Origin of the sequence: Pantoea jilinensis (assembly GCF_019104105.1) — a bacterium.
Lineage (GTDB): Bacteria > Pseudomonadota > Gammaproteobacteria > Enterobacterales > Enterobacteriaceae > Pantoea > Pantoea eucalypti.
Genome location: NZ_CP077746.1, coordinates 1,973,629 through 1,992,575, shown reverse-complemented (window position 1 = coordinate 1,992,575; position 18,947 = coordinate 1,973,629). Strand labels below are relative to the sequence as shown.

The window sequence follows — 18,947 nt, the reverse complement described above, 5'->3', positions numbered from 1 at the left end:
TTTTCAACGCTCACCGACTATAGTTACCGTACTTACGTAATAACAATAACGTTAATTTTTTCTCGCCATTGAGATTTCTATGCGCCTGGCTACCTTGTTAATGGTTGGACTCTTCAGCTTTGCCACCACGGTTCATGCCGATGATGACGATGACTCGCCTACTCCTGCTGAGATTAAGATGCTGTTCTTCGGCAAGGATCATCGCCAGGCAATCACCGATATTACTGCTGCCCCCTGGGATGCCATTGGCCAGCTGGAAACCGAAAGTGGTAACCTCTGTACTGCCACGCTCATCTCTCCCCATCTGGCCCTGACCGCCGGACACTGTCTGCTTTCCCCGCCCGGGAATTTCGATAAGCCGGTTGCGCTGCGATTTATGGCCAGCGATAAAGGGTGGCGCTACGAGCTTCATGATATTGATGCGCGGGTGGAACCTTCGCTGGCGTCAAAATTAAAAGCGGATGGCGAAGGCTGGATCGTGCCGAGCAGTGCAGCACCCTATGATTACGGCATCGTGATATTACGCAATCCGCCTTCAGCGATTACGCCCATTCCCTTGTTTGATGGCTCACGCAGCGATCTCACGGCGGCGCTGAAGCTGACCGGACGTAAAGTGACGCAGGCAGGCTATCCGGCCGATCATCTGGATACGCTCTACTCCCACAGCGATTGCCTGATTACCGGCTGGGCGCAACGTGCGGTGCTGTCGCATCAGTGTGACACGCTGCCGGGTGACAGTGGTTCACCGCTGCTGCTTAAAAGCGATAATGGCTGGCAGTTAATCGCGGTACAAAGCTCTGCGCCCGCAGCGAAAGATCGCTATCTGGCTGACAACCGCGCAATTTCGGTCACCTCGTTTAAAGACAAGCTGGAATCCCTCGCGCAGTAACCGCACTGACGCTTTACCATTGGGTGCGCGCCTGTTAAGACGCGCACCCTGGCTTTTTAAGCCGCTATCTGTTCCATCGTCTGCAGGATGCGCTTATCTGAAATGGGATAAGGTGTGCCTAACTGCTGAGCAAAGTAACTGATACGTAGCTCTTCAATCATCCAGCGGATGTTCTGAACCTCTTCATCATCCTGACGCTGCGGCGGCAACTTATTACGCCACGCCTGATACGCCTGTTCCACTGCCTGCACTTTTAACATGCGCGCCCGATCGCTGTGCGGGTCAGCAGGCAGCTTTTCGAGCCGCCGTTCAATACCATTCAGATAACGCAGCGTATCGGCCAGTCGCTGCCAGCCATTGCCGGTGACAAAGCCGCGATAGACCAGACCATTTACCTGCGCCTTGATATCCGATAATGCCAGCGCCATGGTCATATCAACCCGGCCTTTCAGACGCTTATTGATGTTGAAGACGGCCGTGAGGATCTGCTCAACCTGTTGTGCGATCGTCACAACGGTCTCATTGAGTTCACCGCGCACTTTGTCACGCAACTGCTCAAACGCGCCCTGGTCCCAGGCCGGACCGCCCGCTTCACCTATCAGCTTATCAATACCACAGGCGATACAGTCGTCGATGAGCTCCAGCACTTTGCCATAAGGGTTAAAGTAGAGTCCGAGCTTGGCTTTGTTCGGCAATTTCTCGTGCAGATATTTAACCGGAGACGGCACATTCAGCAGCAGCAAGCGACGCTGACCGCGCCACATCATTTTTTGCTGCTCCTGCTCGCTGTCAAACAGGCGAATGGCGACGCTCTCTTTCTCATCGACCAGCGCAGGCCAGGCTTTGACCTGATAGCTGCCGCGCTTCTGTTCATAGCTGCGCGGCAGATCGCCGAAGCTCCAGATGTGCAGTCCGCTCTGCTCCAGCCCGTCATCCGCCACTTTCGATAGCGTTTCCTGCACTTTATCTTTCAGCTGCGCCTTGAGCGCGGTGAGATCTTTACCTTCCAGCAGTTTACGGTTGTGCTCGTCTACCACGCGGAACGTCATTTTCAGATGATCGGGCACCTGTTCCCACTGCCAGTTTTCACGTTCCAGCGTGACACCGGTCATGCGGCGAAACTCACGCGACAGCGCATCAAGCAGTGGCATCTCCATCGCCTTCACGCGTCCCAGAAACGCTTCAGCGTAGTTGGGAGCTGGCACCAGGTTACGGCGCAGCGGTTTGGGCAGCGACTTAATCAGCGCGATGATCAGCTCACGACGCACGCCTGGGATCTGCCATTCAAAGCCGCTATCCTCAACCTGATTCAGCAGCGGCAGCGGAATATGCACCGTGACGCCATCCGCATCGGCACCTGGCTCGAACTGATAACTCAGCCTGAGTTTGAGGTTGCCCTGATGCCAGAAATTGGGGTAGTCGAGCTGGCTGACTTTATCCGCGCCCTCTTTGATAAGCATATGCTTGTCGAAGTTCAGCAGCTCGGCGTTTTCACGGCTGGCCTGCTTCCACCAGCTGTCAAAATGCTTCGCCGACACCACCTCTTTGCCAATGCGCTGGTCATAAAAAGCAAACAGCGTTTCGTCATCCACCAGGATGTCGCGGCGACGGGATTTGTGTTCCAGATCCTCGACTTCACTACGCAGCTTCTGGTTAGCCCGGAAGAAAGCATGACGCGTCTGCCAGTCGCCTTCCACCAGCGCGTGGCGGATAAACAGCTCACGGCTCAGTGTAGGATCGATGCTGCCATAGTTCACTTTGCGAGCGGCCACAATCGGCAGACCATAGAGCGTGACTTTTTCAGCGGCCATCACCGCGCCCTGCGATTTCTCCCAGTGCGGTTCGCTGTAGCTGCGCTTAATCAGATGCTGCGCCAGCGGCTCAATCCACTCTGGCTCAATGCGCCCCGCCGTGCGGCCCCACAGGCGGCTGGTCTCAACCAGCTCCGCGACCATGGCCCACTTCGGCGGCTTCTTAAACAGCCCGGAGCCAGGGAAGATGGCGAAGCGGGTGTTGCGTGCCCCGGTATACTCCTGCTTATCGGCATCTTTCTGACCGATATGCGACAGCAGACCGCTTAACAGCGCGCAGTGAACGGGCTGCAGCTCAGCCGGTTCGCTGTTCACCGGAATCCCCAGTTCCCGCACCACCTGCCGCAGCTGGGTATAGATATCCTGCCATTCCCGCACGCGCAGATAGTTAAGGAAGTCGGTTTTGCACTGACGACGGAAAACATTGCCGGACAGCGCTTTCTGCTGCTCCGCCAGATAGTTCCAGAGATTCACGTAGGCAAGAAAGTCGGAGTCTTTATCAGCAAAGCGTCGATGCTTCTCATCCGAAGACTGCTTTTTATCTGCCGGACGCTCACGGGGATCCTGAATCGACAGGCCTGCGGTGATAATCATCACTTCGCGCACGCAGCCAAATTTCTGCGCTTCCAGCACCATCCGCGCCAGGCGAGGATCCACGGGCAGCTGCGCCAGCTGACGCCCGGATCCGGTCAGCTTGTAGTGGCCGTTCTCTTCATTCAGCGTCAGCGCCCCCAGCTCTTCCAGCAGACGGACACCATCCTGAATATTGCGTTTATCGGGTGCTTCCACAAACGGGAAGGCGGCAATATCGCCCAGACCCAGCGAGGTCATCTGCAGGATCACCGACGCCAGGTTGGTGCGCAGGATTTCAGGATCGGTAAAGGCCGGACGACTCAGGAAGTCATCTTCTGCGTAGAGGCGAATACAGATACCGTCTGACACACGCCCGCAGCGCCCTTTACGCTGATTGGCAGACGCCTGGGATATGGGCTCAATCGGCAGACGCTGCACTTTGGTGCGGAAGCTGTAACGGCTGATACGCGCCGTGCCGGGATCGATCACATATTTAATTCCAGGCACCGTCAGCGAGGTTTCCGCAACGTTGGTCGCCAGCACGATGCGACGACCGCTGTGCGACTGAAACACCCGATTCTGCTCAGCATTGGACAGCCGGGCATAGAGTGGCAACACTTCGGTGTGCGGCAGATCGCGTTTGTTGAGCGCGTCGGCGGTGTCGCGTATTTCGCGCTCGCCGCTCATAAAGATCAGGATATCGCCACGGCTTTCCCGTCCCAGTTCATCCACCGCATCAAAAATCGCCTGCAGCTGATCACGATCACCATCATCCGCCTCTTCGACCACCGGACGATAGCGCACTTCAACGGGATACGTGCGGCCAGAAACTTCAATCACCGGCGCATTATTGAAATGACGGGAGAAGCGCTGAGGATCGATGGTAGCGGAAGTGATGATGACTTTCAGATCGGGGCGGCGTGGCAACAGCTCACGCAGATAACCGAGCAGGAAGTCGATATTCAGGCTGCGTTCATGGGCTTCATCAATGATGATGGTGTCATATTGCATCAGCAGGCGATCCTGCTGGATTTCCGCCAGCAGAATCCCGTCAGTCATCAGTTTAATCTGCGTCAGATCGCTGACCTGGTCGTTGAACCGCACTTTGTAGCCGACACAGCCGCCCAGTGAGGTGCTGAGCTCATCGGCAATGCGGTTCGCCACGGTCCGCGCGGCCAGACGGCGCGGCTGAGTATGGCCAATCAGCCCGGTAACACCGCGTCCCAGTGCCAGACAAATTTTCGGCAACTGGGTGGTTTTACCTGAACCGGTTTCACCAGCGACAATCACCACCTGATGATCGCGAATCGCCTCAGCAATATCCTGCTGCTTCTGACTCACCGGCAGATTGTCCGGGAACGTAATCGCTGGGGTAGCCGCGCGGCGCTGGGCCACGCGCTGTTCGGCGGCGACGAACTCCAGCGCCAGCTCGCTGGCAATGCCCTGCTGCGCCTCAGGATTTTTGATTTTTCTGGCTCCCTGCAGGCGGCGCTGCAGCCGCTGGCGATCGCGCAGCATTAAACCGTCGAGCCGTGACCAGAGCGCTGCCAGTGGGGAAGTATCGGGTGATGACATAATTGTGACGTACCTTACTCAGACGGTGTCGCTACATAAAGCAGCGCCCAGAAGCCGGGGTAACCAGCTGATTCAATAAAATAATTGCGCGTATCATAGCACATTCTGAACTGTTCAGGCGGCCGCTCCCGGTTACGCTTATTCAATAAATTCGAACATGGGTCTCGAAATATTGCGCTTTCACCGCGCCATCGATAACCGTAGAGTGTAAACCATTGAGCGGAAAGTCTTCCGCGTAACAGACAGGAAACCACCATGAGCAAAGTTTTAGTTCTGAAATCAAGCATCCTTGCAGGCTACTCACAGTCAAGCCAGCTCGCTGACTTCTACGTTGAACAGGCAAAGGCACAGGGTAAAGAAGTCACTGTACGTGACCTGGCGGCTAACCCGATTCCGGTTCTGGATGGTGAGTTAGTGGGTGCAATGCGTCCTTCTGATACGCCACTCTCACCGCGTCAGCAGGAAGCACTGGATCTGTCCGATGAACTGATTGCAGAACTGCAGGCTCATGATGAAATCGTCATCGCTGCGCCAATGTACAACTTCAACATCCCTACGCAGCTGAAAAACTATTTCGACCTGATTGCCCGTGCTGGCGTGACGTTCCGCTACACCGAAGCAGGCCCGGAAGGTCTGGTTAAAGGCAAAACCGCAGTGGTTATCTCAAGCCGTGGTGGCATTCACAAAGATACCCCAACTGACCTGCTGACCCCTTACGTCAAGCTGTTCCTGGGCTTCATCGGCATCACTGACGTTGAGTTCGTGTTTGCTGAAGGCATCGCCTACGGTCCGGAAGTGGCCAGCAAAGCGACCGCCGAAGCGAAAGACGCTATCACGCAGATCGTGACCGCCTAACGCTCAGCCATCTCAGGATGACGCTGTCAAAGACCGGGCCTGTGCCCGGTTTTTTTTGCCGGTTAGTTGCTGCTGTCTGCCTCTTTTCTCAGCCATTGACCATTAATGCCACGCACGTACTCTCCCGCTGCGGCACGGCTCACCAGCTTCTGTCCGGCAATGCTGGCCACATCGGCCGTGGAGAGATTGTTCTGGTCGGCCAGCCGCTGATACTCCTGCTGACGCCCGGCATTAATCCGCTGCACCAGCGCCAGCGTTTCACTGTCCTGCGAACGTGCCGCCAGATAGCCGGAGAGCGTTTCACCTGCACGGCCTGATTGCCTTGCCTCGTCGAGCGTCAGTGCCAAGGCAGGGTGCGCCATCGTCAGGGCAAGTAACAGCGCCGCCCTTATGCGTTTCATCATGGCTCTCCTCAGAACAGTCCGCTCTGGTTTTTCAGTAACGCTTCCACGTCTTTATCAACTTTGATGTGGATCTCATGCTCGATTTTTACATTCATATTGATGGTGATGGGGTCTTTGGGTGCCGTGACTTCAATGCGTGGCACGCATCCGATGCTCAGCAGTCCGGCTGCCAGAACCAGTAATGGCCTCAGGCTCATGGTGAAGTGTCCTTGTTCGATGGCAAAGTCGCATGTTGCTCTAACCAGGATTGCAAATTATCGCCAAAGCGCAGGCTGCGCCAGAGCTGAAACAGGTTTTCCTGATGACGATAGTTAAGATTGACCGTCTGACGACGGTTACTGAACTGGCTGACGCCCTGTACCTGCGCTTCCATAGTGAGGTCGCCGAGGTTATTCAGATTGATTGTCGCCCAGCTGCGGGAGACTTCCATATAGCGTAACCAGTCCAGCGCTGCGCCGGTCGCTACGTTGTTGCGGGTAATCGCATCCGCCATATCTTTATCCAGCCGGAAAGTCAGCGGACCGCTGTTAGCAATCCACCCTTTCTCCACCAGCCAGCGTGGATTATTCAACCACAGCGGCAACTCACCGTTAACCTTACCTGACATGGCAAACTGTTTAGGCTTCAGCGCCGTCACCAGCTCGCTGAGGCTGATATTACGCAGCGACACCCGGGCGGGATCATGTTGCGGCATACGCAGGGCTGGCAGCGTAATCTGTCCGCCAAGCAGGTCAAGACTGACATCCTGTAAAGTCAGGGGGGATTGTTCAGACCACGGCCAGTTACCCTGCAGATCGGCCCGAATATTCTGCATGGCAAACTGGTTCTTCACCTCGGCAATGCGGAGTGATACCGGGCCATGCTGACCAAACTGCCATTGCTGCTCATGAAACCTGAACGGCAGCGAGAAGTCGATACCGTTCACCTGACTGTCCGGCGTCCAGACACTGCCCTGTTTGACCGTCCAGTGGCCTCCCGCCTGGAAGCCCTGTTTACTGGCAGCGGAGAATGCGACCTGTGCCTGCAAACTGCCGCCCTGAATCTGCATTTTCATGTCGGGGCTGAGCAGCGGCTGAAACACGGTCAGCGACTGTGCCGGCCACCAGGCCTGACCGCGTAACCGTTCACCGTCCCAGCGGCCATTCACCCGCAGCGGGCCAACCTTCCCCGCTTTTAACTCGCCCCGCCAGAGGAAATAGCCGGGATCACGGCCTTTCACCTCAAAGTCCAGCGTGGAATCAGCCAGACGGCCGCCATAGGTGAAGTGGGTCGGGCCCGCCTGCAGTCTGAAATGGCCATTGAAGGAAGGTTGCGCCACATCGCGCTGCCACTTAACGGGTTCGGTCAGTGTCAGGCGCGGTTTTGCGACGTTAACGCTGCCATAAGCCAGCTGATTAAATCCGGTGGAGAGCGTATCCAGGTGGATCAGCGTGTCGTGCCAGCCGCCGGTGCCTTTGACATCCCAGCGTGCCTGCAGCGGCAGCATCTCGCCCCCGCCCCAGTAGCGCCAGTCCCACTCGCCCTTATCGGGCCAGAAATTTGTGGCGCGACCATCAAGATGCAGCCGGAAGCGGCCAAAGCTGGCATCGTGCGCGTTGAGAATGGCCTGCAGGCGGCCATCAATACCCTGCGAGGAGAGTCGCACGCCGGCCAGCGGCCAGCGCGCTTCGTCCACTTCCAGCGTGGAGAGCAGTCGCCCCCGCAGGCGCAGCAGCGATTTAGGTTGCAAAACTAACTGAGGATCGAGCAGCGAGCCGTTGAGCACGCCGGGAATAGAGCCGAAAAGTTGCAGATCGGCCAGCTTGCTTTCACCGGTCAGCTGAAACGGCAGGTGGCTATTGGTCAGACTCAGGTTGCCGGGACCGACGCCCAGTACCACGTTACCTTTACCGCCACGTCCCTGAGTCAGCAGGTTAACGCGCCCCGTGATCTGGCTGTTTTCAAGACCCGACTGCCAGTTATCCAGCGTCAGGTTAATAAATCCAGACAGTGGCTGAGCCGCCAGCGGCCAGAAATACTCGCCCTTTTCGATCCGAATCTGATCGCGGCTGATTTGCCACGGCAGTCTGAGAAGCGGCCTTTTCTCATCCATCATCCCCACGCGTAACTCGCCCTGCTGCTGCTTCCAGCTGAGCGTTAACTGCAGCGGATGCGGTAAGGCATCCAGCGCCAGTTGTCCGTCCACCTCACCATTCACCGGCAGATCGGTGGCGAAAGCAGGTAACTCAAGATGACCACTTAGCGTAATGGGTTCAGGCAGCGCAGGATGGGTAAGCGTCAGGCGACTGATCGCGAGCTGCTGACCGGTCAGCGTCGCCGCCAGTTGCAGGTTGTCGCCCTGATAATTAAGTTGCTGGCGATCTTTTTCCAGCGTCAGGTCCAGCGCGCCCGCATAGGCCTGCCAGGGTGCCACGACAAGTTTGTTCAGATGAACATCGGCATCAGGTAGCATTGCCTGCCATTCGGCCAGCGTTTTGGGGGCTGTCGATCTCTCGTCACTGGCGGGTAATTTTTGCAGGCAGGTGCTCTCCACCACCAGTTCGTCCGCATCCAGCTTCCAGCGCGACTGATGCCAGCCCAGTGACACTGCCTTTACGGTTGCCAGTGAGCAATCGCCGGCGAGGTAACGAATCTGAGGCAGCCACAGGCCGCCCTGCCGCCAGCGCGGTGCACCCGTCAGTTCAATGCGGGTATCCTCAGGCAGCCAGATGCCGACCAGCCTTGGCAGCCATTGCGTCACAGTCAACATCAGTCCGAGCAGCAGGAGAATCAGCGCAAGTACGGCCGCCAGCCGTCGCCGGAACATCCGTGGCATAAAAGCCATAATCCTTTTCCTTACAGTATCCTGACAACGATGATGGCATGTAATCTGCCAGAGGTGAAGGTGTGCACGGGACGCAAATACGCAGTTTCAGCAAAGTCGGTCAGAAAACGTTATCCTTGGTTTATCACCTCTGCAGGAGCACAACGATGAAAATCGCGGTTTACAGCACTAAACATTACGATCAGAAATACCTTGAGCAGGTTAACCAGCAGTTTGGTTTCGAACTGGTATTTTTTGACTTTTTACTCTCAGAGAGCACGGCCAAAACCGCAGTGGATTGCGATGCCGTCTGCATTTTTGTTAATGATGACGGCAGTCGCCCGGTGCTGGAAGAGCTGGCCGGGCTGGGTGTGAAATACATCGCGCTGCGTTGTGCTGGCTTCAATAATGTCGATCTGGCTGCAGCGAAAGAGCTGGGTCTGGAAGTCGTACGGGTTCCGGCCTACTCACCGGAAGCGGTGGCTGAACATACTATCGGCCTGATGATGACCCTTAACCGCCGTATTCATCGCGCGTATCAGCGTACCCGTGATGCGAACTTTTCACTCGACGGACTGACCGGCTTTAACATGTACAACAAAACGGCGGGCGTTATCGGCACGGGTAAGATCGGCATTGCGACCATGCGGATTCTGAAAGGGTTTGGTATGCGGCTACTGGCGTTTGATCCCTACCCAAGTGAGCAGGCGCGTGAGCTGGGCGCAGAATATGTTAATTTAAAGACGCTGTTTACAGAATCCCACGTCATTACGCTGCACTGTCCGCTGACCCCGGAGAACCATCATCTGCTGAATGCCGACGCGTTTCGTCAGATGCGCGATGGGGTGATGATCATCAACACCAGTCGTGGCGGGCTGATTGATTCACAGGCAGCGATTGACGCGCTGAAACAGCAGAAAATCGGCGCGCTCGGCATGGATGTGTATGAGAATGAACGTGGCCTGTTCTTTGAAGATAAGTCGAATGATGTGATTCAGGACGATGTGTTCCGTCGTCTTTCAGCGTGCCATAACGTACTGTTTACCGGTCATCAGGCATTTTTAACGGCTGAAGCGCTGACGGCCATTTCCGAGACGACACTGAATAATCTTAGCCAGCTCGATCGGGGTGAAGAGTGCCCGAACCGACTCTCAGCCTGACGATTCTCTGCTAATGATGCGGGCCGGTGCTATCCGGCCTGTTCATCAGCGCGCGCAGTTCCCGCCAATTAACGCCTGCTCATCGCAGCGACGGCCATTCACTAACTGACACATGCCCACACGTGATCCATCCAGCTGATGTGAAAACGCCAGCGTTCCGCCTGCGTTCGAACAGGTGCTTTCTGCCAGGGAAGACATCACCACACGAGGCTGGATGTGCGCGGCGGTGGCTTGTTGCGGTGGCTCGTTATCATCACTGTTGCTACTGCAGGCAGAGAGTAATAATGCGGCACCGGCCAGCAAAAAGGTGGCTGCTTTCATCAATCGGACTCCGGGAATGGGGATAATAGGCTGGCTCAGCATATGTCAGGCAGCACAAGGGGTCGAGAGGTGAAACAGCTTTTTACAAAATTCTCCACCGTGATTTGCAAGCAGAATTATCTTGTTTACCTGCTATCGCTGAACTGTCACCCTTTTTCGGTTCCTATTATTTCGGAGTAAAGCCATGTTAATGGATATGTTAATTCGCATCGCCCTGGCCGGTATTCTTGGCGGCCTGATTGGTCTGGAGCGTCAGATGCGGGCCAAAGAAGCGGGACTGCGTACCCATATTCTGGTCGGTATCGGCAGTGCGATGTTCATGCTGGTGTCGAAGTATGGTTTCGCCGATATGCTCACCAGCGACCATGTGGCACTGGACCCCAGTCGTATTGCAGCCCAGGTCGTCAGCGGTATGGGCTTCCTGGGCGCAGGCACCATCATGATTCAGAAGCAGGTGGTGAAAGGCCTGACCACGGCAGCGGGATTATGGGTAACGGCAGCGATTGGTCTGGTGATCGGCAGCGGCATGTATGAGATCGGCATTTATGGCACAGTGCTGGCGCTGGTGGTGCTGGAAGTGTTCCGCCGCCTGAGCCATGTTTTAATCGGCAAGCACCATACGTTACTGGTTTTCCTTAAGCCTAAAAGCGTGCCGCTGGTGCTACTGGTTATGCAGCGGGAAGGTATTCGTTATGGCAATGTGACGGTGATTAATCGAGATGAGGAGAGCGGCCTGTGCGAACTCAGCATACAGGTAACGTTGTCCCGCAAGTCAAATGATGCGCACCTCTACGATAAGGTCATTGAGATAAAAGGCGTTCAGTCACTGGAGATGATGTAAACGTTTGCTGAACAACCCCGTCACTACACATGGCGACAAACACATAAGAACCTTGCAGAAGGCGGTGAGCGGCAGTCACCGCCCTCCTTCTCCTGCCATTTCTGAAAAATCAAAAATGCGCAGAGTCTGACCTTAAAAGTAGTGCCTGCCGGGAAGTAATGGCATAATCCGTTATTGTTAATTTACGTAATCATTTTACCCGGAAACTAATGCCTCAGAACTCTGACCATCCAGAAGACGCCCTTTCCAGTACTTCGCCTAAATATCGGTTCGCAGTCAGCATGCTGATTTTTACGCTGATAGCGGGCGCCGCAGCCATCATGATGCTCCTGGAACATCGGGATTCAGTGAATAATGCGCTGGAGACCGGACAATGTCTGGCAGAAGAAGGGGCTGAGGATTTAATGGAAGTGCTCAGGCATTTTCTGCATCATGCCTACCGCTGGATTTTTAAAGCCTGTGGCTGACGGTAATGCGTTTAGTGCAGCAGAAAATGCAGCAAACCGTGTCGGTTAACCAGCAACAAAACCCCGCAATACATGACGGCAACATAGCAAAGTAAAAAGAGTAGCAGCGTCATAATAAATCTGATTCCGTATTTCTTTATTTTGTCTGTTTTATCCGAATATTTCATAGACGTTAAATGCTGATTCATTTTTTTATTTTATACCCGGTCATTAAACGGCTTCATCGGAATGCTGTATTGCCGAAATGTGCGAAACGAACGGCATCCACGCAGGACGTTGCAATAAAAAAATCAAACGCAAAATACCTTTCCCGCATCCTGACAATTTACTGATCATTGTAACCTGATGGATACATATTCACCTTGAGCAGCAATGGCTTAAGCAACGGCGCGGTGTGTAAGCAAAACAATCTGAATTTAACGTTTCACAGGCTTCAGCGGCAATATAAGGATCAGTCTCTATCTGATTGGTCAAACGTATATTCAACAAAGTATGATTTTCAGATTTTGACATTGTAAAAGTCATTCCGGGTCACAAAATAAACCCGGTGAGGTTTCGTATCCGACTTAATTTGATGCGTATCAAATCTGGCAAGTACAGACAACACGCCGTTTAATCAGTATTGATTAATAACTGCGTAAGCTGCTTTTTTTACTCATTAAATCGACCCGATGAAAACGCTATTCATTCTCTCTGTCATTTTTATGATCGCCGGTTGTACAGCAAAAAAAGATCATGTGCGTGCTGATGCTTACCAGGCCTCCCCCCCTTCCTGCTCAACACACAGTGATGAAATTGATTGTCAGTGGAAAAATGTTCCTGCCAGCTGACCTCGCACTATTCTCCCGCGTGGCATCGTCTCATCCAGCAGACTTTCTTCCTGGGGATGTAAAAGCGCGCTCTCACCAGCATCTTCCTCGCGGCATTCCTTTTCGGCAATATCTGCTTTGAAAGAGAGACGCTGCCGGATGCCTCCGGCAGCGATTTTCCGCTGATTACTTCACTCCAGTGCTGGCATTCGCGACAACAATCCGTACCATACGCTGCATATTCGTGACACCGCAGTGAAGTGTCTGGCTGGACGCGCACAGCAATTTGCCCTTCGGCTACGCTCTCTGGTTTTTGAGATAGGTAAAAATGCAAGATAATCAAACGGTTGACAAGAAAGAACAGTACAACCTCAATAAGCTGCAGAAACGTCTGCGTCGTAACGTCGGCGAAGCCATTGCAGATTTTAATATGATTGAAGAAGGCGACCGCATCATGGTCTGTCTGTCGGGCGGTAAAGACAGCTACACCATGCTGGAAATTTTGCGCAGCCTGCAAAAAAGTGCGCCGGTCAACTTCAGCCTGATTGCCGTTAACCTCGACCAGAAACAGCCTGGCTTCCCGGAGCACATCCTGCCGCAATATCTTGAGGCACAGGGCGTTGAGTACCGGATTATCGAAGAAGACACCTACTCCATCGTCAAAGAGAAAGTGCCGGAAGGTAAAACCACCTGCTCACTCTGCTCGCGCCTGCGCCGTGGCATTCTCTATCGCGTCGCGACTGAACTGGGTTGTACTAAAATCGCGCTCGGCCACCATCGCGATGACATCCTGCAGACGCTGTTCCTGAACATGTTTTACGGCGGAAAACTGAAAGGTATGCCGCCAAAACTGATGAGTGATGATGGCAAGCAGATTGTGATTCGTCCGCTGGCCTACTGCCGCGAGAAAGATATCATTCGTTTCTCAGACGCGCGTCAGTTCCCGATTATCCCGTGCAATCTCTGCGGTTCTCAGCCAAACCTGCAGCGGCAGGTGGTAGCCGATATGTTGCGTGACTGGGATAAGCGCTATCCTGGCCGCATTGAAACCATGTTCAGCGCAATGCAAAACGTCGTGCCGTCGCACCTGGCAGATATCAATCTGTTCGATTTTAAAGGGATTAAGCATGGCGATGCGGTCGTTGATGGCGGCGATCTCGCTTTTGACCGCGAAACCCTGCCGTTGCAGCCTGTGGGCTGGCGAGCTGATGAAGAGGATGCACCGGACCTCAGCGCACGTCTGGATGTGCTTCAGATTAAGTAAGTACCTGATAAGTTAAGGGCGTGCTGCTGGCAGCACGCCCTTTTTTTATATGTTGCGGTGCGGCGGTGGATCCATTATCGGCGGATATTCCGGATCGGTCGGCTGATCAGGCTGGGGTTGCGGATGAGGAATCGGTTCAGGAATCGGGACTGGATCCGTAGGGATCGGCTCGCTGTTGTAAATCGCGCTCATGCCGTACTCCTTTTCTTGCGAATGGACTTTAAGTTTAGAAAAGGATTGGCGTTCCAGCCAGGCGGGCAAAAAAAAAGCCGGCACACGGGCCGGCATGTTTTGAATTAATTGTGCTATGCAATAATTCTAAATATGGAAGTAAGACAATATGGAGCGCAACGCCCATCGCTTGACGTTGCATTCACCTGCGGGAAAGAGTTTGCGTCAGCAGCGGCATTAGGTTCTTGATGTCGATCAGCTTTTGCTTTCTTATTATGATTTTTATCCCACCCGGCGGGATTTTCGTCCTCAAATCAGACGCCCCCGCCGATGTGACCTTTCCGCGTTACAGCCAGCGCCGTTTACGCAGATAACCCGCGACGCCCACCGCCAGTGCCACGAGCAGCAGACAGAAGATAGAGAAGCCGTACTCCCATCCACCGCCCGGAATGCCACCCAGATTAACCCCAAACAGACCGGTCAGGAACGTAGCGGGCAGGAAGATCATCGCCATCAGTGACATAGTATAGGTGCGGCGGTTCATCGACTCCGCCATCGCAGAGGCCACCTCGTCAGCCAGAATCGCAGTGCGCGCTACGCCCGCATCCAGATCATCCAGTCCGCGTCCCAGCCGATCGGCGATTTCCTGCATCCGGCGTCGTTCACTGTCATCCATCCAGCCCAGTTTTTCACTGGCCAGCCGGGCATAAACATCGCGCTGCGGTGCCATGTAACGCCGCATCACAATCAGCTGTTTGCGCAGCAGGCCCAGCTCGCCGCGCGCGGGCATCCGCTGGTCAAGCAGCGCATCTTCCAGCTCAATGATTTTGTCATGTAACTCTTCGATAAATTCGCTGGTGTGATCGGTCAGGGCATCACAGACATCGACCAGCCAGCTGCCGCAGTCAATCGGGCCGTTACCGTTTTGCAAATCGGTGAGCACTTCATCGACGGCAGAGACTTTACGCCGCCGGGTCGAGACGATGAGCTTATCGTTGATGAACACGCGCATTACCACCAACTGGTCGCGACGCGCATCGGTGTTGTGGTTAACGCTGCGCAGCACGATCATAAATCCGTCGCCCAGCCGGCTGACGCGGGGACGCATGCTGTCACCCGCTAAGGCGTCACGCACGGCATCGGGAATCTGCGGCGTTGACTGCAGCCATTCTGCGCTTTTGCTGTGGGTATAGTTCAGATGCAGCCAGCAGGGCTGCTCACACTCGATAACTTCATCTTCAGCTATCGGGATCATCCCACCCTTGCCATCCAGCTGGCATGAAATGATGGCATCTGAAACCTGTAATGCTTTTCCTTCAATGACGTCCACAACATTCCCTCACCATTAATATCAATACGATACAGTCTAACGTGACGGCGTTGAGTTGCAATCTCCGGGCTGTGAAGAAAGATGTCAGCAGGTGGCCGGGAAACCGGCCACCACAGGCTTAGTGCTTTTCAATCCACAGTTCACGGCTGTAGGCGACATCTTCAGGGTTGGTGATGGGATAGCCTTTAACCCAGGGTTTAATCAGTCGGCCATTCGTGTACTGATAGATGGGCGCAATCGGGGCCTGTTCAGCGAGGATCTGCTCGGCACGGTTGTAATCGCTGTTACGTGCCTGCTCGCTGGTTTCACGGCTGGCTTTAGCGACAACTGCATCATAATCCGCGTTGTTAAAGCGCGCGATATTGCTGCTGCTGCCCGAGGTCAGCAGATTCAGGAAGGTGGAGGGCTCATTGTAGTCTCCCACCCACGAGGCGCGAATCACATCGAAGTTCCCGCTGTTACGACTGTCGATGTAGGTTTTCCACTCCTGATTCTCCAGTGTGACATCCACACCGAGGTTCTTTTTCCACATAGAGGCCACGGCAATCGCAATCTTCTGATGGCTCTCAGAGGTGTTGTAGAGCAGTTTGAGCTTCAGCGGTTTACCCGGACCGTAACCGGCGGCGGCAAGCAGCGATTTGGCCTGCGCATTCAGGGCGTTCTGATCGTGCTGTTGCATGAACGTGGGCAGTGGCTTAAAGCCTGCTGTCACATCTGGCGTAAAGTGCCACGCCGGTTTCTCACCGGTGCCCAGCACTTTGTCAGCAATGACGTTTCGGTCGATAGACCAGGACAGTGCTTTGCGAACCCGCACATCGGCAGTTGGTCCTTTCTGCGTGTTAAACGCATAGTAATAGGTGCCTAACTGGTCAGGTGTGTAGACCTCTCCCGGCAACGTTTTCTTTAATAGCGCATACATGTTCTTAGGGAAAGATTCGGTGATATCAATGTCGTTGGCACGATAACGTTTAGTCGCGCTCGACTCTTCATTGATTGGCACAAAGGTCACTTTCGTCAGCACCGAATGTGCATCATCCCAGTAATGAGGATTACGGGTCAGGACGATTTTCTCGTTCACTACCCGCTCGCTGAGCTGATAGGCACCGTTACCGACCAGTTTGCCGGGTGCCGTCCAGCTGTCACGTTGCTGGGCAATGACTTTTTGCGGCACCGGAAAGAGCGCCACGTTAGCCACCAGCGCCGGGAACCACGGCACAGGACGATCCAGCGTCACTTTCAGCTGGGTTTTGCTCTGGGCAGTCACTCCCAGTTTATCGGGGGTCATTTCGCCTTTGGTAATCGCTGCCGCATTTTCAATACCGCTTAACCCCGCAAACCCGGCAGAGCCTGAGCTGTTTTTGGGATCGACCAGCCGCTGCCAGCTGTAGACAAAATCCTGCGCCGTGACCGGTTCGCCGTTTGACCAGCGCGCGTTATTGCGCAGGGTGAAGACCCAGGTTTTGTTGTCGCTGCTGCTCCAGCTCTGTGCCACGCCCGGCACGATTTTGCCCTGAGCATCCTGATTTGTCAGACCTTCAAACAGATCGCGAATCACCTGAATTTCAGGCAGCCCTACCGCTTTAAGCGGATCGAGTGAAGCGGGTTCATCTTTAATATGGCGGACGATCTGCTGCTGTTCGGCCAGCTGCGCGCCAGCGGGTGGATTCGCCGCAATGGCGGGTGTGAGGATGCTGCTCAGACTGATTGCTGCCAGCGTCATACGAAAGGTCTTAACCATTATCACTCCTTTACCCCAAAGAAGTGCTGCATCAGTCTGTTGCCGATGTAGCTTGTGCAGGGCACTTTATCGCAAATGGCTGACAGATAAATAGCTATTTTCCGCACACGGCTTTTCCGCTACTTTGAGTAAAACCCTTTGAGGAAATCTGTATGTCGCCACTTCATCCGCGTCCCCTTCGCGGCAAACTTGACGTTTCGTATCAGCAGTATGGCCGCTCCGTGCTGGGCGCGCCGCTGCTGTGGTTTCCAGCGCCACTGGGTGACCCCGACAGCGGTCTGATTCTGGCTGGCACACACGGTGATGAAAATGCGGCCATCGCCACCCTTTCTGCTGCGTTACGGACACTGCCCGATGGCATGCGTCGGCACCACGTGGTGCTGGCAGTCAATCCTGATGGCTGTCAGCTTGGCCTGCGCGCTAACGCAAATGGCGTCGATCTCAACCGCAACTTCCCGGCAGCGAACTGGCAGCCCGGAGAGACCGTTTATCGCTGGAACAGCGCTGCCGATGCGCGGGATGTCACGCTCTCAACCGGCACGCATCCGGGTTCTGAACCGGAAACACTGGCGCTCTGTGCCCTGATACATCAACTTAAGCCAGCCTGGATCGTTTCCTGGCATGAGCCGCTGGGCTGTATTGACGACCCGCATCAGGTGGAGATTGGCGGCTGGCTGGCCAGCCAAACCGGCCTTCCTCGCGTCAGCAGCGTGGGATATGACACGCCTGGCTCATTCGGCAGCTGGTGTTACGATCTCAGTCTGCCCTGCGTGACCGCTGAGATGCCGGTGATTTCCGTGGATGAAGCCACGGAGACCTATCTTGAGATGATGGTTAGTTTGCTGCGCTGGCAGCAATAATCAGCCGACCGCTGCGCACGGTGATCGCCGGTTCTGCATCCACCGCCAGCCAGGTCGGCCCATCAAGATCGGCGAAACGGGTCTGCGGCACCAGCGGTAGCGCAGCACGTATCGCCCGCGAGGTGCAGAGCATGCAGCCCAGCATTACCGCAAAGCCCTGCTGCTGCGCGGCATCGGCAAGCGCCAGCGCCTCGGTCAGACCGCCCGTTTTATCCAGCTTGATGTTGACCATCTCATAACGGCCTCGCAGCGCGGCCAGGCTTTCACGTGTATGACAGCTCTCATCGGCACAAATGGGCAACGGGTGAATAAAGTTCTCCAGTGCCGCATCTTCACCTGCAGGTAAAGGCTGTTCCAGCATCGCCACATCAATGTCTGCCAGCAGCTGACAGCGTGCCGCCAGGCCTTCAGCGTGCCAGGACTCATTTGCATCCACAATCAGGGTTGCTTCCGGTACGGCGGCGCGGATGGTCATCAGCCGTTCAGTAATAAAATTGTTATCCAGCTTAATTTTCAGCAGTGTTGCACCATGCTGCCACAGTGCGAGTGCGCTGCTGGCCATCGCCTCAGGGGTATCAATGCTGACGGTCTGCGCGGTCACGACATCAGCAGGCGCAGTCACACCGCTAAGCGCCCAGAGGCTGCACTGCTGCTGATGTGCAGCGAGATCCCACAATGCACTGTCGATGGCGTTGCGCGCCGCCCCGGCAGGCAGCGCCTGTTGTAATGCCTCGCGCGTCATGCCCTCTTGCAGCGCGGGCAGCAACGTGGCGATCTGCGCCAGCACCGATGCTTCGCTTTCACCATAGCGCGCATAGGGCGTCGCTTCACCGACGCCTTTTACGCCATCTTCCTCAATTTCAACCACCACCACTTTGACTTCGGTCCGGGTTCCACGGGCAATGACAAACGGCGTATGCAACGGCCAGGCTTCGGGATAACTTTTTACCGTTCTCATTTACACTCCACAAAGTGTGACGCAGTGGCAGACCGCCACGTTAAATTCCACAATTGAACTCGTAAACCCTTAACATTTATGTCATAAACAACGGCTATCTTTAGCCGTTTTGTGTCAG

16 protein-coding genes are annotated in these 18,947 nt (G+C 54.9%); 7 read left to right on the top strand and 9 right to left on the bottom strand.

Annotated elements, in window-relative coordinates:
• Positions 1–79: 79 nt before the first annotated feature.
• Positions 80–889, top strand: a complete 810-nt coding sequence (locus tag KTJ90_RS09380) for a trypsin-like serine peptidase (RefSeq protein ID WP_003853749.1) — start codon at positions 80–82, stop codon at positions 887–889.
• Between the two features lie 56 nt (positions 890–945).
• Here KTJ90_RS09380 and hrpA read toward each other — a convergent pair whose 3' ends face one another.
• Positions 946–4,848, bottom strand: coding sequence for an ATP-dependent RNA helicase (gene hrpA / locus KTJ90_RS09375; protein WP_499026400.1), 3,903 nt, complete (start codon positions 4,846–4,848; stop codon positions 946–948).
• 255 nt (positions 4,849–5,103) lie between these two features.
• Here hrpA and azoR point away from each other — a divergent pair, with 255 nt between their 5' ends.
• Positions 5,104–5,703 (top strand): FMN-dependent NADH-azoreductase, encoded by a 600-nt coding sequence (gene azoR, locus KTJ90_RS09370; protein ID WP_003853752.1) that lies wholly within the window; start codon positions 5,104–5,106, stop codon positions 5,701–5,703.
• Positions 5,704–5,765: 62 nt separating this feature from the next.
• Here the strand turns inward: azoR and KTJ90_RS09365 are convergent, their stop codons facing one another.
• Genes KTJ90_RS09365 through KTJ90_RS09355 form a run of 3 tightly spaced genes read right to left on the bottom strand, consistent with a single transcriptional unit; the run spans position 5,766 to position 8,931 of the window.
• The gene (locus tag KTJ90_RS09365; RefSeq protein WP_499026487.1) at positions 5,766–6,104 is read right to left on the bottom strand and encodes a YdbL family probable chaperone protein; all 339 of its coding nucleotides are present in this window, start codon (positions 6,102–6,104) and stop codon (positions 5,766–5,768) included.
• 11 nt (positions 6,105–6,115) lie between these two features.
• A complete protein-coding gene (locus tag KTJ90_RS09360) occupies positions 6,116–6,304 on the bottom strand; it encodes a YnbE family lipoprotein (protein ID WP_003853757.1) in 189 nt (62 codons plus the stop codon).
• A complete protein-coding gene (locus tag KTJ90_RS09355; RefSeq protein WP_485522084.1) occupies positions 6,301–8,931 on the bottom strand; it encodes a YdbH family protein in 2,631 nt (876 codons plus the stop codon). Before KTJ90_RS09355 ends, KTJ90_RS09360 begins: the two co-directional genes overlap by 4 nt.
• Positions 8,932–9,077: 146 nt before the next feature.
• On the opposite strand from KTJ90_RS09355, the gene KTJ90_RS09350 reads away from it, so the two are divergent.
• Positions 9,078–10,070, top strand: a complete 993-nt coding sequence (locus KTJ90_RS09350; RefSeq protein WP_286863439.1) for a 2-hydroxyacid dehydrogenase — start codon at positions 9,078–9,080, stop codon at positions 10,068–10,070.
• Between the two features lie 45 nt (positions 10,071–10,115).
• Here KTJ90_RS09350 and KTJ90_RS09345 read toward each other — a convergent pair whose 3' ends face one another.
• A complete protein-coding gene (locus tag KTJ90_RS09345) occupies positions 10,116–10,391 on the bottom strand; it encodes a putative hemolysin (RefSeq protein WP_003853763.1) in 276 nt (91 codons plus the stop codon).
• 184 nt (positions 10,392–10,575) lie between these two features.
• Here KTJ90_RS09345 and KTJ90_RS09340 point away from each other — a divergent pair, with 184 nt between their 5' ends.
• From KTJ90_RS09340 to ttcA, 3 genes are all read left to right on the top strand, one after another.
• Positions 10,576–11,232: an MgtC/SapB family protein gene (locus KTJ90_RS09340; RefSeq protein WP_003853765.1), complete on the top strand. Its 657-nt coding sequence runs from the start codon at positions 10,576–10,578 to the stop codon at positions 11,230–11,232.
• A gap of 209 nt (positions 11,233–11,441) precedes the next feature.
• Positions 11,442–11,699 (top strand): hypothetical protein, encoded by a 258-nt coding sequence (locus KTJ90_RS09335; RefSeq protein WP_008925248.1) that lies wholly within the window; start codon positions 11,442–11,444, stop codon positions 11,697–11,699.
• A 1,137-nt stretch (positions 11,700–12,836) separates the two neighbouring features.
• Entirely contained in the window at positions 12,837–13,772 is a 936-nt protein-coding gene (gene ttcA / locus KTJ90_RS09330; protein ID WP_008925249.1) for a tRNA 2-thiocytidine(32) synthetase TtcA, read from the top strand.
• A gap of 45 nt (positions 13,773–13,817) precedes the next feature.
• Here the strand turns inward: ttcA and ynaL are convergent, their stop codons facing one another.
• The 3 genes from ynaL to KTJ90_RS09315 all read right to left on the bottom strand — a co-directional run bounded on the left by ynaL (position 13,818) and on the right by KTJ90_RS09315 (position 17,011).
• A complete protein-coding gene (gene ynaL, locus KTJ90_RS09325) occupies positions 13,818–13,964 on the bottom strand; it encodes a proline-rich small protein YnaL (RefSeq protein ID WP_003853775.1) in 147 nt (48 codons plus the stop codon).
• 325 nt (positions 13,965–14,289) lie between these two features.
• Positions 14,290–15,273, bottom strand: coding sequence for a zinc transporter ZntB (gene zntB / locus KTJ90_RS09320; RefSeq protein ID WP_003853777.1), 984 nt, complete (start codon positions 15,271–15,273; stop codon positions 14,290–14,292).
• Between the two features lie 118 nt (positions 15,274–15,391).
• Positions 15,392–17,011: a peptide ABC transporter substrate-binding protein gene (locus KTJ90_RS09315; protein WP_312545704.1), complete on the bottom strand. Its 1,620-nt coding sequence runs from the start codon at positions 17,009–17,011 to the stop codon at positions 15,392–15,394.
• Between the two features lie 152 nt (positions 17,012–17,163).
• On the opposite strand from KTJ90_RS09315, the gene mpaA reads away from it, so the two are divergent.
• Positions 17,164–17,871, top strand: a complete 708-nt coding sequence (gene mpaA / locus KTJ90_RS09310; RefSeq protein ID WP_033763000.1) for a murein tripeptide amidase MpaA — start codon at positions 17,164–17,166, stop codon at positions 17,869–17,871.
• Here the strand turns inward: mpaA and ycjG are convergent.
• A complete protein-coding gene (gene ycjG / locus KTJ90_RS09305; RefSeq protein ID WP_499026388.1) occupies positions 17,846–18,829 on the bottom strand; it encodes an L-Ala-D/L-Glu epimerase in 984 nt (327 codons plus the stop codon). The genes mpaA and ycjG overlap by 26 nt on opposite strands.
• Positions 18,830–18,947 lie beyond the last annotated feature (118 nt).